Consider the following 15,000-nt stretch of genomic DNA (forward strand, 5'->3'; position numbering starts at 1 on the left):
TCTGTAAGCTTGAGTCAATCCGCATCAGCAAGCTCAAGTCAATCAGCTTCAGCTAGCGCCAGTGAGTCAGCATCTGTAAGCTCAAGCCAATCTGTGTCAGTGAGCGCCAGCGAATCCGCTTCAACAAGTACTTCAACTTCTGCAAGTATGCTAGCAGCCGAGTTAGCATTGGAAAGTGCTTCGATCTCAGCAAGTACATCAGTGAGCGAATCTACTTCAACGAGCGCATCACTCTCAGCTAGCATGTTAGCCAGCGAATCGATTCTAGAAAGTGCTTCGGTTTCAGCAAGCATGTCAGCGAGCGAGTCAACGTCGATTAGCACTAGTCTTTCGACTTCAGATTCTATTAGTAGATCTGCGTCAGCAAGTGCTCTGGTATCTACTTCAACAAGCACCTCTCTCTCAATGGCCAGCATTGCAAGCCAAGGTCAATCCGCTTCAAGCAAGCCGAAACAAGTCTTGCCAAATACAGGAGCGTCGACTTCGGTAGCATCTGCTTTATTGGGAGCATTGACAGCTGTGACAGGTATCGGCCTTCTTGCCAAGAAGAGTCAGAATGACGATCAAGAAAGTCATTGATAAGATATAAAAATCAATGAATAAATAGTGAAATGGAAAACCTTTGAAAACATGATTTTTCAAAGGTTTTTTCTATATGCGAGAAGGGGAAAATCCTCTTTTGAGTTTGAAATAAACTAGGGGAAAAGGTATAATAGGAAGGTGAGATAATCATCGAAAAAATCAGAATTATAGTAGAAGAAAAGTAGCCAAAAGAATGTGAAAAGAAAAGGGGACGAAATGAAAAAAGAGCTTCAAAAAGCCATTGTACTCGGTGGTGATAATGCTTATATGGACAAGATTGAGACAACAATCAAGTCAATCTGCGCCCATAATCGAGCAGTGACTTTTTATGTTTTCAATGATGATTTGCCATCTGAATGGTTTCAGCTCATGGAGAGACGTTTAGAACCTATAGCCTCAAAAATCGTCAATGTCAAGATTAGTCATCAAGGTTTGAAAGAGTATAGTTTGCCACTAGCTCACTTAAGTTATGCAACTTTCTTTCGTTATTTTATTCCTCAGTTTGTTAGCGAAGATCTAGCCTTGTATCTAGATTCGGATATTATCGTTAGATCAAACCTAGATCAACTCTTTTTAGAAGATATGGCAGACTGGCCAGTAGCTGCTGTCGCAGATGCGCTAGTTCCTAGCACTTTTAATGCAGGTGTCTTGCTGATTAATGTGGCTCTCTGGCGTCAAGAAAAGGTGACGGAGCACTTGTTGAGCTTGACAGACCAACTGCATGATCAAGTTTTTGGCGATCAGGGCGTGTTAAATCACCTGTTTGAAGGTCGTTGGAAATCGCTGCCAGCTACCTATAATTTTATGGTTGGTATGGATACAGTGGCTCGAAATTATCAGATGGATTCTTGGTATAGGGATTCTCTTGCTACTGAGAAGACAGCCCAGATTATCCATTATACAGGGGACAAGCCTTGGTACCAAATCAACCTCAACCGTTTTAGGGAGGACTGGTGGTTTTACTACGGACTAGAGTGGTCTGATATTGTCATGAAAAAATGTGATTTCCATAAAGGATTGGCATCTTTAGTTCAAGCTCCCCAGTATGCGACCGCTATTTTTACCAATACGTGTCACATAGAGCAAATCGAACACCTGATCCAAGAATTGCCCGATGTAGAGTTCTCTATCCTAGCTCATACCAATTTTGCGCCGGAAATCATGAACTTGCAATCGTATCTGAATGTACGACTCTATCCTTACTTTAATCCCATGAATGTCAAAAAAGTCTTGGAAAAGATTGACTTTTACTTGGATATCAATCATGAGGATGAAATTGCAAACATTATCCAAGAGGTGCAGCAAAGAGAAATCCCTATATTTGCTTTTGAAACCACTAGTCATGACTCGAGTGGTTACAGTCACGTATACTCACCAGCAGCCGTAGATCAAATGATCGAGTCTATCCGCACGCTTTTGGAATCAAAGAAGCAGTCGTTGTAAACTGAAGGAAACTAAATGAAAAAAACAATTGTTCTCGCAGGAGATTATGCCTATATTCGCCAGATTGAAACAGCGCTCAAGTCTCTCTGCTACCATAATAGCCATGTCAAGGTCTATATCTTTAATCAGGATATTCCTCAGGAGTGGTTCCGCGCTCTCAGACCGATAGTAGAGCAAATGGGCGGTGAATTAGTGGATGTCAAGATGCTTGGCGCCCAGTTTCAGATGAACTGGAGCAACAAACTGCCCCATATCAATCATATGACCTTTGCCCGTTACTTTATTCCTGATTTTGTCGAAGAGGACAAGGTTCTTTACTTGGACAGTGATTTGGTAGTGACAGCTGATTTGACGGCTCTCTTTGAAATGGACTTAGGAGAAAACTACCTGGCTGCCGCGCCATCTTGTTTTGGAGTTGGGGTTGGTTTTAATGCAGGTGTACTCTTGATCAATAACAAAAAATGGCGGGCAGAATCTGTGAGACAAGAGCTAGTTGAGTTGACGGAGCGGGAACACCAACATGTGAGTGAAGGAGACCAGTCCATCCTCAATATGCTCTTTCATGACAGCTATGCTCCTCTGGATCAGAACTATAATTTCCAGATTGGTTTTGATAGTGGGGCTGCCTCACATGGACATGAGTTCATCTTCCAGATTCCCCTAGAGCCCCTGCCAGCCATCTTGCATTTCCTTTCTCAAGACAAACCTTGGAACACTCATTCGGTTGGGCGTTTGCGTGAGGTTTGGTGGTACTATCATCTGATGGAGTGGTCGGTCATTACTGAAAAATGGCGTCAGGCTGGAATTGACTATCCAGTCACAGTCTATCAGCCAGCTATGTCTTGTGTTAATTTGACTAACTCCTGGCATCTTGAGAAAATCGACTATCTGGTTCAAGCCTTGCCAGAGGTGCATTTCTACATTGCAGCCTATACGACGATGGCACCGGAACTCATGCTCTTGTCACGTTTTGAAAATGTGACTCTCTATCCCAACACCTTTCCCCTCTTGGTTGAGAAACTGATCCAGCAGGCAGATGTCTACCTTGATATTAACCACGATGACAAGTTGAGTGTTGTTTATGACTATATTTCACGCTTTGAGAAACCAATCTTGACTTTTGACAATACCCAGTCGCGGGAACTGCCTGAAAGTGCCTATGCAGGTATTTTCTCAGCAGAAAGACCAGAAGAAATGGTGGCTACTTTGAAGGCTTATCTGAACGAGAAAACTCATGAAAACTGAGATAGAGATTTGAATGTGCTAAGATAAAAAGGCTGGATTGGCCTCGTGTGACAGGACAGAAAGATAAAATGAAAAGGAGGAGCTAGTGAAAGAATTTCGTTCATCAATAGCGGTAAAAAAAGGGATGCGCACCCTGTTTTTGCTCTTTATTTATGTGCTCGGGAGTCGTCTGGCTCTTCCTTTTGTTGATCTCAATAGTCGGGATTTTCTCGGAGGAAGCGCAGCCTATCTGGACTTTTCAGTAGCCCTGACTGGTGGAAATCTTCGCAGCCTCTCTCTCTTTTCCATCGGGCTTTCACCTTGGATGTCAGCTATGATCTTGTGGCAGATGTTTTCCTTTTCAAAGAAACTGGGCTTAAACTCAGTTTCTTCGGAAGTTCAGGATAGACGGAAAATGTACTTGACGTTAGGGATTGCCTTGATTCAGGCCTTGGCCTTGACTACAAACCTCCCTGTCCAAGCTCCCTACAATCCCTTCTTGGTCTTTCTCCTCAATACCAGCCTTTTGGTTGCGGGGACCTTCTTCTTAGTTTGGCTGTCAGACATCAATGCGTCTATCGGAGTTGGAGGCCCAATCGTTATTTTATTGGCGAGTATGGTGGCTTCACTCCCTCAGGACATCATCCAATCGGTCCAAGTTCATAAGATATCTCCTCGGCTGCTTTTCCTATTGGTAGTGCTTGGTGTCCTCTTTACCTATCTCGTCGTTCTCTTTTTCAGAGCTAGATACCGCATCCCTATCAATAAAATCGGGCTTCATTCTCGCTTTAAACGCTATTCCTATCTGGAAATCATGCTCAATCCTGCAGGTGGCATGCCTTATATGTATGTGATGAGTCTCATGGGCTTGCCTTCTTATCTCTTGATCTTGCTTCAACATCTGGATAAGGGCAATCCGCTCTACCCTGCCATACTGGAGCAGTATGCGATGGGGAAACCCTTGTGGATCTACGCTTATATCCTGATCCTCTTTGTCTTTAGCATTGCCTTTGCCTTTATCAATGTGAGTGGTCAACAGATCGCAGATCGGATGAAGGAATCAGGAGATTACATCTACGGGGTCTATCCTGGTGAGGATACCAGTCGCTTTATTAATCGCTTGGTTCTGCGATTTGCTCTGATAGGTGCAGTCTTTAACGTTACCTTGGCTGGACTTCCGATCTTGTTTGTCTTGAAGGATGAGAGTCTGTTAAAAGTCAGCATGATTCCTGGACTCTTTTTAATTTTGAGTGGTATGTTGTTTACGATTCACGATGAACTGCAGGCGCTCCGACTAAATGAAAGGTATCGGCCACTATTCTAGGAGGTTTTGATGTATTACTTTATCCCAGCTTGGTATGGCAAGGAGCGTCCCTGGCATGCTGATTTGACACCCTGGTATTTTTCTCATTTTAAGCTAGAATTTGATGACACCTTCAATCAGATTCGTCTGATGCAACACCAAGGGATTCCTGCACAGATCCTCCTTTTGTCCTATCAGCCTCATCTTCGCTATTTTCTCCATCGCCAAGGTATTTTAGAAGTACAGGTCGATTCCCTTTTTGATGAATTACAGGATTTTCACGAGATTCGATCACAGGTCTTGCAGGTCAGAGATATTGAGTGGGAAGAGGACTGCGAGTTTGTTTACAGTCCCTTTACTATTCTGGTGCTGAAGAATGGCAAGCCCTATGCTCAGGTGGAGCATGGGATAGAAGGTTTCATCAGTACGATTCAGTATTTCAAGGAAAATGGGCTCTTGTCCGCCAACTACCTGATGGATGATCGGGGGTTTGTCTCCAGTGTCATTTACTACGAAGATGGTCAGGCTCTCTACCAAGACTACCTCAATCCCAAGGGACTGTGGCAGTTTAGAGAGTATTTGCAAGATGGGGGCCGTATCGAGGTCAATCCTATCTTTGCTTTTCGCTTCCAAAAAAAGGCTTACCGAGATATGGGAGATTTGATTGCGGAGTTTTTTGAGAAGAAAATAGCTCAACTCCCTGAGGAAGGAGCGACCTATTTTCTGCCTGCATGTGACCAGCACAATGCTTTCCTTTTAGCTCGATTGCCTCACCAAACCACCAAGGTTCTCAGTCTTTTTATCGGACGAAATCCTCAAGAGCAATTACCTCAGTTGGCAGGTCTGCTGGATAAGGTGGATCTTGTTCTAGTCGACAGAGAGGACACCTTGCGCTTGGCTCAGTCTGTCTTTCCAGAACAAGCAACGAAGTTTCGTCATTTATCGCCTTTCGATACCCGCTTGGAGCTGGGAAAGAGTCAGACTCGGAAGGAGTCAATCCTCTACTATCAACTGGACTTTGAGCAGGGGATAGAGGCCCAAGCGCTCTATCAGGTCTTGCATTTCCTTTCTGAAAACAAGGATACGGAGTTGGTCTTTGGAGCCTTTGCTGCTAGTCAAGAAGAAATGAAACAGCTGGAAATACGTGTTTCTGAGATGGTTGCAGAGCAGTTTCAAGACCAGGAACTGGAGAAGGAAGTTGATTACCAAGGAGCTGAAAATCCGCTTGAGGACAATCGCCATCAGAGCAAGCGCTATTCGTTTGTCAATATGAAGGATGAATCGGAGTTAATCAAGCAGCTGGAATTTGTTCGTTTGATTGTCGATTTGAACAGTCAGCCTCTTCTTTATACTCAGATCGCGGGGATTAGTGCTGGTATCCCTCAAATCAATAGGGTCAAAACAGAGTATGTCAGCCATCAGAAGAATGGCTATCTGTTGGAAAATACTGCCGATTTTGCTCAAGCTGCCCATTACTATCTCGATAGCCTGCAGGTGTGGAATGATTCTCTGATCCATTCCATCGAAAAGATAAAGGAACACACTGGGGAGCAATTCCTGATCAAGCTAGAAAAGTGGTTGGAGGAGGTGACTCATGGAAAAGAAATATAAGATCTTGCAAATCGGTCCAGAGGATTGGCGAGATGCACTTGCCCTACCAGCCCAACTAGACTGGTATCATGTTCCTCCCAACACACCGTCTGCCATCCAGGAAATCATGGATGAGAATGATCTAGATCACTTTCATGCTGTCATTCTCACGGATGGGGCTTATCTAGTAGATTTGTTGCCTTTTGCATCTAGCTTGGAACCCTATACGGTTTTCTATCCAGAACAGTTTACAAGTCAGGATAAAAACATTCAGAACCTCATCAAACAGCACTGCATGCAAGCGATGGACCTGTCAGACCGACAGGGCTTTGTTCGAGACCTCTCCACCTCTCTCTTTGAAGGTGGTTATGGGGACAAGCTGAGTCCAGCTACGATACGGATTCACCCGAGTTTCCAAGGCTCTATCTCTTATCAAGGATTTGAATATCTGGAGCTGGAAGGAGACTTTGGCAAGACCTATACCCAGCTAGTCTCTTGGGCCTATAATCAGTCTGTCCAAGCCCATTCGCCAATCGAACTCTGGCTCGAATATGAAAAGAGTGGACCAGTGGACTTGCGCTTGCGTTTGCGAAAAATCCCAGCAGGATCCGTTTCAGAGATTAGACAGGACATTCTCTTTGAGGAAGCAGACTTTGCCTCAGCAATCATAGTGGAGCAAGACTATGATGCTTATCTGAGCATTTCTCTTGAAGCGCGTGGTCAAGGGAAGGTCAACATCGGCAATCTCCACCAACGCTGGAGCCGGAAACAGTTTGGAAAATTTGTTCTCGGAGGCAATATCCTGCATGACAAAAAACGTGAGGAAATCAACTATTTCTTTCACCCAGGGGATTTCAAGCCACCTCTAGCGGTCTATTTCTCAGGTTATCGTCCGGCGGAAGGTTTTGAGGGTTACTGGATGATGAAGAATCTCCAATGCCCCTTTCTCCTCTTTTCGGACCCTCGATTAGAAGGAGGAGCCTTTTACCTAGGAACTGGGGAGTTGGAAGACAGCATACAAGCAACAATCCAACACTATCTGGACTATCTAGGCTTGGATAGAAGTGACTTGATCCTATCTGGGCTGTCAATGGGAACCTTCCCAGCCCTCTACTACGGAGCCTACTTTGAACCCAAGGGGATTGTAGTCGGAAAACCCTTGACCAATCTAGGAACCATCGCACAGCGGGGCCGACTAGAGGCGCCAGGAGTCTTTCCAACTAGCTTTGATGTCTTGCACCTTCAGACTGGAGGAGTGAGTCAGAAAGACATGAAGGACTTGGATCAACGTTTTTGGACCCGATTTGAACAAGCTGATTTTTCCCAGACGACCTTTGGTCTTTCTTACATGAAGGACGAGGATATGGATAGTGGTGCCTATGACCAGCTAGTGGAGACTCTTTGCCAGACAGGAGCTAAGATTTTGTCCAAAGGGACAGCAGGTCGACACAATGATGATACAGGAACAAACGTTGCCTGGTTTATTCATTTTTACAAGATGATACTAGAAGAATACGGAAGAGGTGAGACATGATTATCATCAAGAGAGAGGATATTAGGTGGGGCGAGATGGGAGCCACTTATCTTTACGGGAGCCAGATCACCCATCATGCGGACGGTCATGTTACACTGAAAAACCCTTTGCTGGCTTCAGGTGAAACCCTTAAAACCTGGTATTCTAGTGTCAACTACCAGGCTACTAGAAGTCAACCTAGCCTCCCTCTTCTCAAGAAAAATTACATCTACCGTCTATCTATGAAGATGCAGGTTCAACCGGCCAATGGCCTCTATCTCAAACTGACCTTTTTAAACCGTTATGAAGAAATTATCGAGGAGAAGATTGAAAGACAATTTTCCTTTAGCTTCACCTATCCTGAAACGGCCTACACCTATCGCCTTTCCTTGATTAGTGCAGGTTTTGAGGCTCTTGACTTTGTTTCGTTTTCTATTAAGGAGGATGCTGTTGTTTAATCGTTTGTATCAAGAAAGACAACTGAGAAAGGTCAAGAAACTTTTAAGCCAAATCAACGCCCTCAAAGAAGAGATGGCAGCTCTCCGTGATGAGGAAATGGCTACAAAGACAGAGGAGTTTCGCCAGCGCCTTGCTCAGGGAGCAACCTTGGATGAGCTATTGGTAGAAGCCTATGCCCTTGTTCGTGAGGCCGATAAACGGGTCTTGGGTCTCTTTCCCTATGATGTGCAAGTCATGGGAGCCATTGTGATCCACCAAGGAAATGTGGCTGAGATGAATACGGGTGAAGGCAAGACCTTGACTGCAACCATGCCCCTCTACCTCAATGCCCTAACGGGAAAAGGCAGCATGCTGGTCACGACCAATGACTATCTGGCTAGACGGGATGCAAGCGAAATGGGCCCAGTTTACCAATTTTTAGGTCTAACTGTCGGTCTGCCCTTTTCAGAGGATCCAAAAGAGGACTTGACTGCCGAAGAGAAAAGAAAGATCTACACCTCAGACATCGTCTACACGACCAATAGTGTCCTGGGCTTTGACTATCTCAACGACAATCTTGCCTCAACTCGTGAGGGGAAATTCCTGCCTCCCTTTAACTATGTTATCATCGATGAAATCGATGACATTCTACTCGATAGTGCCCAAACTCCCTTGATTATCGCAGGTTCTCCCCGCGTCCAGTCTAACTATTATGGGATGATTGATACCCTAGTGACGACCTTGGTTGACGGAGAAGACTACATCTACAAGGAAGAAAAAGACCAAGTTTGGTTGACCCGAAAGGGGGCCCAGACGGTTGAAGGATTCCTAGGAATCGATCATCTCTACAAGGAAGAGTACGCCAGTTATGTTCGGCATCTAGTCTATGCTCTCAGAGCTCATACGCTCTTTACCAAGGACAAGGACTACCTGGTTCGAGGGCAAGAAATGGTCTTGTTAGACAAGGGAACAGGGCGCTTGATGGAAATGACCAAGCTTCAAGGCGGTCTCCATCAAGCCATCGAAGCCAAGGAACATGTGAAGCTTTCTCCTGAAACCAGAGCCATGGCTTCAATCACCTACCAGAGTCTCTTTAAAATGTTTCGCAAAATCTCAGGTATGACAGGAACGGGAAAGGTTGCAGAAAAAGAGTTTTTCGAAACCTACAATATGGCTGTCATTCGCATCCCAACCAATCGCCCACTTAGGCGAATAGACCATCCGGACAATCTCTATGTGACCCTCCCTGAGAAAGTCTATGCCTCTCTCGAAGCTATCAAGACCTACCACGCCAAAGGCAATCCACTCCTGATCTTTGTCGGTTCTGTTGAAATGTCCCAGCTATACTCATCCTTGCTCTTGCGAGAGGGGATTTCCCACAATGTCCTCAATGCCAATCATGCGGCGCGTGAAGCCCAAATCATCGCAGAGTCTGGACAGATAGGGACAGTAACCGTTGCGACTTCTATGGCAGGTCGAGGGACAGATATCAAACTCGGTCCAGGAGTCGCAGAATTGGGTGGTCTGATTGTGATTGGTACCGAGCGGATGGAGAGCCGACGGATTGACCTGCAAATCAGAGGTCGTTCTGGCCGCCAGGGTGATCCAGGAATGTCTCAATTTTTCGTGTCGCTTGAAGATGATGTGATCAAAAAGTTTGGACCGTCTTGGGTTCACGACCTGTATCAAGACTACCAAGTGGAAGATATTAGCAAACCCATCCTACTTAAGGCTCGCAAGTACCGCAACCTCGTCAGAAAAGCCCAAGAGGCTAGTGATAGTGCCAGTCGCTCAGCGCGCAGACAAACCTTAGAGTATGCGGAAAGTGTCAATATCCAGCGCCAAATGGTCTACAAAGAAAGAGATCGTTTGCTGGATGGGAGCCGTGATTTAGAGCATATCCTTGAGGATATATTGGCAGACTATACCAAACAAATCTCAGAAAAAGCCTATAGTAGCCCCCAAGAGCTCTTTCACTTCATCGTGACCAATATTAGCTTTGGGATGAGAGAATTACCAGCTGATTTGGATTTAGCTGATGCAGATCAGATTCGGGAGTTGATAGAGGAAATAATAGCCAAGGAAATCGCGGCTAAAAAGGAACTTCTTCAATCTCACCAGCTCTATGATTCTTTTCTGAGAATATCTATGCTCAAGGCTATTGATGACAACTGGGTTGAGCAAGTCGACTACCTGCAACAGCTCAGTCTAGCAATCGGGAGCCAGTCTGCTTCTCAAAAGAACCCTATCGTGGAGTACTATCAGGAGGCCTATGCTGGCTTTGAAACCATGAAGCAACAAATCCGTACAGATATGGTACGCAATCTTCTCATGGGGATTGTGGAAGTAACGCCCAAAGGTGAGATTCTCACCCATTTTCCATAAAAAGAGGATCATATGACAATTTACAATATAAATCTAGGAATCGGTTGGGCGAGCAGCGGTGTCGAATATGCCCAGGCCTACCGAGCAGGGATTTTTAGAAGTTTAGACCTAGCATCTAAGTTTATCTTTACAGACTTGATTTTAGCGGACAATATTCAGCATTTAACGGCCAATATCGGCTTTGCGGATGATCAGGTAATCTGGCTTTACAATCATTTTACAGATATCAGGCTAGCACCGACCAGTGTTACAGTTGATGAGGTCTTAGCCTCTTTCGGTGGCCTTGAGAGTCATAGGGAGCAGGATGGCAAGATTTTGCGTGTCTACTTTTCTGACGAGGACAAGTTTGTGACCTGCTACTTGGTAGACTCGGCTAAGAATCTAGTACAACATGCAGAGTATGTATTTGGGGGGAACTTGATTCGCAAGGATTATTTCTCCTACACACGCTACTGTACAGAATATTTCGCGCCCAAAGACCAAGTGGCTAGACTCTATCAACGAAGCTTTTTCAATGAAGATGGCAGCACCGCTTACGATATCTTGCTGACTGAAGGACAGGAAGAGGTCTATCGATTTAAGGACCGGATTCTGTACGGAAAGCCAGCTCTTATGCGCTATTTTATGCAAAGTTTGAACTTGAGCAAGTCTGATCTGGTCATCTTGGACAGGGAAACAGGGATTGGTCAGGCTGTTTTTGAAGAAGCACAGAAGGCCCATCTAGCAGTTGTCGTCCACGCAGAGCACTATAGTGAAAATGCTAGTAACGAAGACTATCTCCTTTGGAACAACTACTATGAGTATCAGTTTACAAATGCGGACAAGGTCGATTGCTTTATCGTGTCTACGGATCGGCAGAAGGAAGTTCTCGAAGGTCAATTTGCCCAGTACAGTCAGCATCGTCCACGAATCGTCACGATTCCAGTTGGGAGCATTGATCAGCTGACGGAGCCTGCTAGGGAACGCAAGCCCTTTTCTCTCATTACTGCTTCGCGTTTGGCCAAGGAAAAACACATCGACTGGCTCGTCAAGGCGGTTATCCAAGCAAATCAAGTCCTTCCAGAGCTTACCCTTGACATTTATGGCAGTGGGGGTGAAGAGTCCCTTTTAAGGGAAATCATCATGGCTCACCAAGCGGAGAACTATATCCAGCTCAAAGGGCATGCAGACCTGGCTCAGATCTATCCCCAGTACGAGGTCTATCTGACAGCCTCAACCAGTGAAGGCTTTGGTCTGACCTTGATGGAGGCAGTTGGTTCAGGCTTGCCCCTGATTGGTTTTAATGTGCCTTATGGCAACCAGACCTTTATCCAGGACGGTCAAAATGGCTACTTGATTCCAAGTTCGGATGACCATGTTGAAATGGAAATTAAAAGGGCCTTCGCGGAAAAGATCTGCCAGCTCTATCAGGAAAATCATTTGCCAGCTATGCGAACAGCATCTTATGACCTAGCGAGAGAATTTTTAACAGATAAGGTAAGGGACAAGTGGAAGAAAACGATAGAGGAGGTCCTGCATGATTCAACTATTTGATCAATATGGCCAGGAAAGCCGAGATTTACATGAAAGTCTAGAAGTTGCTGGTCTGTCCTATGTCACGGTTGTGATCGAGCCAGATGGCTTTCTCCCAGATGGGATTCTTTCTCCCTTTACCTACTATTTAGGTTACGAGTTGGGAAAAGCTCTTTATTTCAACCAAGTAGCCGTACCTGAGTTTTGGGAGATTGCGGGCAATAACCAGTCGGCGCATATCCTAGAGGATTCTCGGGAGAGGGGCGTGATTCGCTATGTGGATGCTCCTCAGGCCCGTCTGGTCAAGCAAGTCGACTGGAAGGACCTATCCGGTCGCATCTACCAAGCAGACCACTATAACCGATACGGAGCCTGCTTTGCCAAGACCACCTATAGTGCAGATGGACAGGCTATCCTGACCAAGTACCAGGATGCAAAGGGACAGGAAATTGTACTAGAAAACCATGTGACAGGCGATATCCTCCTAACCTTGCCCGGACAAGCCCTGCGCCATTTTAAAAATCGAGTGGAGTTCACGATCTTCTTTTTGCAAGACTTGGGAATCGACACTCGCCACCTTCTCTTTAACACACTCGCCACCTCTTTCTTGGTCTCATACCATTATCCAGACAAGACTGGACAGGATATCTTAGTTTGGCAAGAACCGCTAGATGATTGTCTTCCTGGGAATATGCAGCTGCTCTTGGAGCAAGAGGGGCTGAGAGCCAAGCAGATCCTCATACCAGACAAGGCTACCTATGAAAAGGCCTTGGCCTTGACCAACCCAGCCTATCATGACAAGTTTGTCCATCTAGGTTATCATTATCAGTTCAAAAGAGAAAACTTCGTTCGACCAGATGCCTTGATCGTTACCAACTCAGATCAGATCGAGCATATCGAAACCCTGATTGAATCCTTGCAAATGGTGACCTTCCGAATCGCGGCAGTGACTGAAATGTCGTCCAAGTTGCTGACCTTGCTTTCCTATCCCAATGTCGTTCTCTATCAAAACGCCAGTCCGCAAAAGATTCGAGAACTCTATCAGCTGTCTGACCTCTATCTAGACATCAATTACGGAAACGAGCTTTTGGATGCTGTCCGTCAAGCCTTCGAGCACAATATGCTCATCCTAGCCTTTGATCAGACAGCTCATAACAGATCTTACACAGCTCCAGAACACCTCTTTGATGTGCAGGCTGTTGGAGACATGATTGCGAAGATTCAAGAAGCTCTCAGCAGTCTTGACAAGATGGGCCAAGCCCTTGAACATCAAGGTCGTCATGCCAACTATGTGGACTTGGCTACTTACCAAGAGAGGATGGAAAGGATAATAGAGGAAGGACATGACTAAAAAAGATTTATTTTACAAGGATGTCGAAGGACGCATGGAAGAGTTAAAGCAAGGAGCGCTTAAGAAAGAAAAGCCTAGCCGAGGAGAAAAGATCAGTAAAATCTTCTCCATTTTACTCGGCTTGCTCATCCTTCTTACCCTGATCTTTACATTATTAGGAATCTTGAGGTGAAAATGATGGAAGTTTTGATGATTATAGGCATAATCCTAGCCGTCGCCTTGGTTGTCCTGGTTCTCATCCAACCTCGCCAAAGCCAACTCTTTTCCATGGATGCGACCAGCAATATCGGAAAACCAGTCTACTGGCAGAACAACCGCTTGGTAAAAATGGTGACCCTCTTGATTAGCCTAGCCTTGTTTGTCTTGCTCCTCGTTTTTATGTTGGTGACCTATCAGTAAGAACACGGTACCATTCACAGATAAAGGATACTAGAGACGGGGAAAATACATCTAACCGGAGGATAAAATGGAAAAACAAATAAATGAAAAAATTATCGAAATTGTGCATCAAGCCAACGATATGATTCCAGTTGAGTGGGATGATTTGTATATTGTAATCGAGATGGACAAGACCTATAGTGGTGAAGCATATTTTTATTTTAAATGTAAAAATCACTATCATTACCATCTTGAAATGCCAGAAGATTTTGGTCTATCGATGATGGATGTTTTAAGCGAAAACAAGGTTTTATTTAAAAAATCAGAAGATCTGAAAAGAGTGTTTATTGAAAATGACTTGGCAGATTGGTATATTTGTATCATCCATTTGGATGAAAATAACAAGCTTTCAGTAGAATATGACTACGCTCCATGGTTGAAAAGTAATTTTGGACCAACTGCTCGAATGAACTTTTTCAGATATCAATTTCTAGGATTTGAACCAAGAAACGAAAAAGAACTAGAACAGTTCAAAGCTATGGAAGCCTTCCAGAAGGAACATAATGGGAAATAGTTTGCTTGGATAAGAAGAATAAAATCAGATTAGTGAGGTAATTCAATGGTGAAATTTTCAAAAATAGATCAACAACTGGAAAAAGATCTTAAACAAGCAGTTCGTAATGCTGCCAAGCGATTGAAATTTAAATCAAGAAGTAAAAATGTTTTTGATAAGGTAGGAGACTATTTCGTACATTACATGATTGATATTAATTTCCCCGATAATAAGTTTCGCCTAATCATTCGTCCTTATATCAAGCCATATATTTTTGATGATATCTTTTGGGAAGTTTTTGATATGGCGAGCAATTCGCAGGAACCCATGAGTCTTCGAGCAGTAGGAGCCTTTACGGTTCATGACTTATCATTACCCTATAAGGTAGTTAGAGAAGACTGGACGATGGAGAATCTTGACTTAGAAAAGGTTGAAACCAAGGTTTTCGAGGGGCTCTCAGAAGTGCATGAAGAAGTCATAAAACTAATTAGTGGGTTCGCAAGTTTTGAAGATTTTTATGCTTACACAGTTGAGAATGGACCAAGGATTGCCGGCTATGATCTAATAGGGATGCTTTTAATGATCCACCGGGAACAATACCAAGAAGCACTTCAAATGGCAGAAGGCTTGATCGCAAAACGAGATTTCGGAGACTTCCAAAATAAGAGTAAATGGATTAATGAATATATCGTTGATTATTGTAAAGAAAAACTCAAGGCGGATTAGGA

14 protein-coding genes are annotated in these 15,000 nt (G+C 44.5%); all 14 read left to right on the forward strand.

All coding sequences use genetic code 11. The features are described 5' to 3' along the window. A partial coding sequence (locus HMPREF2991_RS11255; RefSeq protein ID WP_257371946.1) for an LPXTG cell wall anchor domain-containing protein occupies positions 1-579 on the forward strand: 579 nt, incomplete at its 5' end. A 219-nt stretch (positions 580-798) separates the two neighbouring features. Next, a complete protein-coding gene (locus tag HMPREF2991_RS07145) occupies positions 799-2,025 on the forward strand; it encodes a glycosyltransferase (protein ID WP_070568069.1) in 1,227 nt (408 codons plus the stop codon). A gap of 15 nt (positions 2,026-2,040) precedes the next feature. After that, a complete protein-coding gene (locus tag HMPREF2991_RS07150; RefSeq protein WP_000751403.1) occupies positions 2,041-3,270 on the forward strand; it encodes a glycosyltransferase in 1,230 nt (409 codons plus the stop codon). 85 nt (positions 3,271-3,355) lie between these two features. Continuing rightward, complete coding sequence (gene secY2 / locus HMPREF2991_RS07155) at positions 3,356-4,573, forward strand: accessory Sec system protein translocase subunit SecY2 (RefSeq protein WP_070568066.1); 1,218 nt, start codon at positions 3,356-3,358, stop codon at positions 4,571-4,573. Between the two features lie 9 nt (positions 4,574-4,582). Beyond that, positions 4,583-6,163 (forward strand): accessory Sec system protein Asp1, encoded by a 1,581-nt coding sequence (asp1, locus tag HMPREF2991_RS07160; RefSeq protein WP_070568064.1) that lies wholly within the window; start codon positions 4,583-4,585, stop codon positions 6,161-6,163. Beyond that, positions 6,147-7,676 carry an accessory Sec system protein Asp2 gene (gene asp2 / locus HMPREF2991_RS07165; protein ID WP_070568062.1) on the forward strand — a complete coding sequence of 510 codons (1,530 nt, stop codon included), beginning with the start codon at positions 6,147-6,149 and terminating at the stop codon, positions 7,674-7,676. The genes asp1 and asp2 overlap by 17 nt, the downstream gene beginning before the upstream one ends. Beyond that, on the forward strand, positions 7,673-8,113 hold the full coding sequence (asp3, locus tag HMPREF2991_RS07170) for an accessory Sec system protein Asp3 (RefSeq protein ID WP_070568059.1): 441 nt from the start codon (positions 7,673-7,675) through the stop codon (positions 8,111-8,113). Before asp2 ends, asp3 begins: the two co-directional genes overlap by 4 nt. Next, a complete protein-coding gene (gene secA2 / locus HMPREF2991_RS07175; RefSeq protein ID WP_070568056.1) occupies positions 8,106-10,478 on the forward strand; it encodes an accessory Sec system translocase SecA2 in 2,373 nt (790 codons plus the stop codon). Before asp3 ends, secA2 begins: the two co-directional genes overlap by 8 nt. A 12-nt stretch (positions 10,479-10,490) precedes the next feature. Then, on the forward strand, positions 10,491-12,011 hold the full coding sequence (gtfA, locus tag HMPREF2991_RS07180; RefSeq protein WP_070568053.1) for an accessory Sec system glycosyltransferase GtfA: 1,521 nt from the start codon (positions 10,491-10,493) through the stop codon (positions 12,009-12,011). Continuing rightward, positions 11,995-13,341, forward strand: coding sequence for an accessory Sec system glycosylation chaperone GtfB (gene gtfB / locus HMPREF2991_RS07185; RefSeq protein ID WP_070568050.1), 1,347 nt, complete (start codon positions 11,995-11,997; stop codon positions 13,339-13,341). The genes gtfA and gtfB overlap by 17 nt, the downstream gene beginning before the upstream one ends. Next, entirely contained in the window at positions 13,334-13,513 is a 180-nt protein-coding gene (gene asp4, locus HMPREF2991_RS07190) for an accessory Sec system protein Asp4 (RefSeq protein ID WP_000161922.1), read from the forward strand. The genes gtfB and asp4 overlap by 8 nt, the downstream gene beginning before the upstream one ends. A 5-nt stretch (positions 13,514-13,518) precedes the next feature. Beyond that, positions 13,519-13,740 (forward strand): accessory Sec system protein Asp5, encoded by a 222-nt coding sequence (locus HMPREF2991_RS07195; RefSeq protein ID WP_373878911.1) that lies wholly within the window; start codon positions 13,519-13,521, stop codon positions 13,738-13,740. A 67-nt stretch (positions 13,741-13,807) separates the two neighbouring features. Next, complete coding sequence (locus HMPREF2991_RS07200) at positions 13,808-14,293, forward strand: immunity protein YezG family protein (protein WP_070568048.1); 486 nt, start codon at positions 13,808-13,810, stop codon at positions 14,291-14,293. A gap of 45 nt (positions 14,294-14,338) precedes the next feature. Further along, on the forward strand, positions 14,339-14,998 hold the full coding sequence (locus HMPREF2991_RS07205) for a hypothetical protein (RefSeq protein ID WP_070568047.1): 660 nt from the start codon (positions 14,339-14,341) through the stop codon (positions 14,996-14,998). The last annotated feature ends 2 nt before the right edge of the window (positions 14,999-15,000 follow it).

The organism is Streptococcus sp. HMSC072D07, assembly GCF_001814835.1.
GTDB lineage: Bacteria > Bacillota > Bacilli > Lactobacillales > Streptococcaceae > Streptococcus.

Excerpts from the sequence above, each read along its gene's own strand:
- HMPREF2991_RS07145 (WP_070568069.1), top strand. The coding sequence starts at position 799 with ATGAAAAAAGAGCTTCAAAAAGCCATTGTACTCGGTGGTGATAATGCT.
- HMPREF2991_RS07150 (WP_000751403.1), top strand. The coding sequence starts at position 2,041 with ATGAAAAAAACAATTGTTCTCGCAGGAGATTATGCCTATATTCGCCAG.
- asp1 (WP_070568064.1), top strand. The coding sequence starts at position 4,583 with ATGTATTACTTTATCCCAGCTTGGTATGGCAAGGAGCGTCCCTGGCAT.
- asp2 (WP_070568062.1), top strand. The coding sequence starts at position 6,147 with ATGGAAAAGAAATATAAGATCTTGCAAATCGGTCCAGAGGATTGGCGA.
- asp3 (WP_070568059.1), top strand. The coding sequence starts at position 7,673 with ATGATTATCATCAAGAGAGAGGATATTAGGTGGGGCGAGATGGGAGCC.
- gtfA (WP_070568053.1), top strand. The coding sequence starts at position 10,491 with ATGACAATTTACAATATAAATCTAGGAATCGGTTGGGCGAGCAGCGGT.
- gtfB (WP_070568050.1), top strand. The coding sequence starts at position 11,995 with ATGATTCAACTATTTGATCAATATGGCCAGGAAAGCCGAGATTTACAT.
- asp4 (WP_000161922.1), top strand. The coding sequence starts at position 13,334 with ATGACTAAAAAAGATTTATTTTACAAGGATGTCGAAGGACGCATGGAA.
- HMPREF2991_RS07195 (WP_373878911.1), top strand. The coding sequence starts at position 13,519 with ATGGAAGTTTTGATGATTATAGGCATAATCCTAGCCGTCGCCTTGGTT.
- HMPREF2991_RS07200 (WP_070568048.1), top strand. The coding sequence starts at position 13,808 with ATGGAAAAACAAATAAATGAAAAAATTATCGAAATTGTGCATCAAGCC.
- HMPREF2991_RS07205 (WP_070568047.1), top strand. The coding sequence starts at position 14,339 with ATGGTGAAATTTTCAAAAATAGATCAACAACTGGAAAAAGATCTTAAA.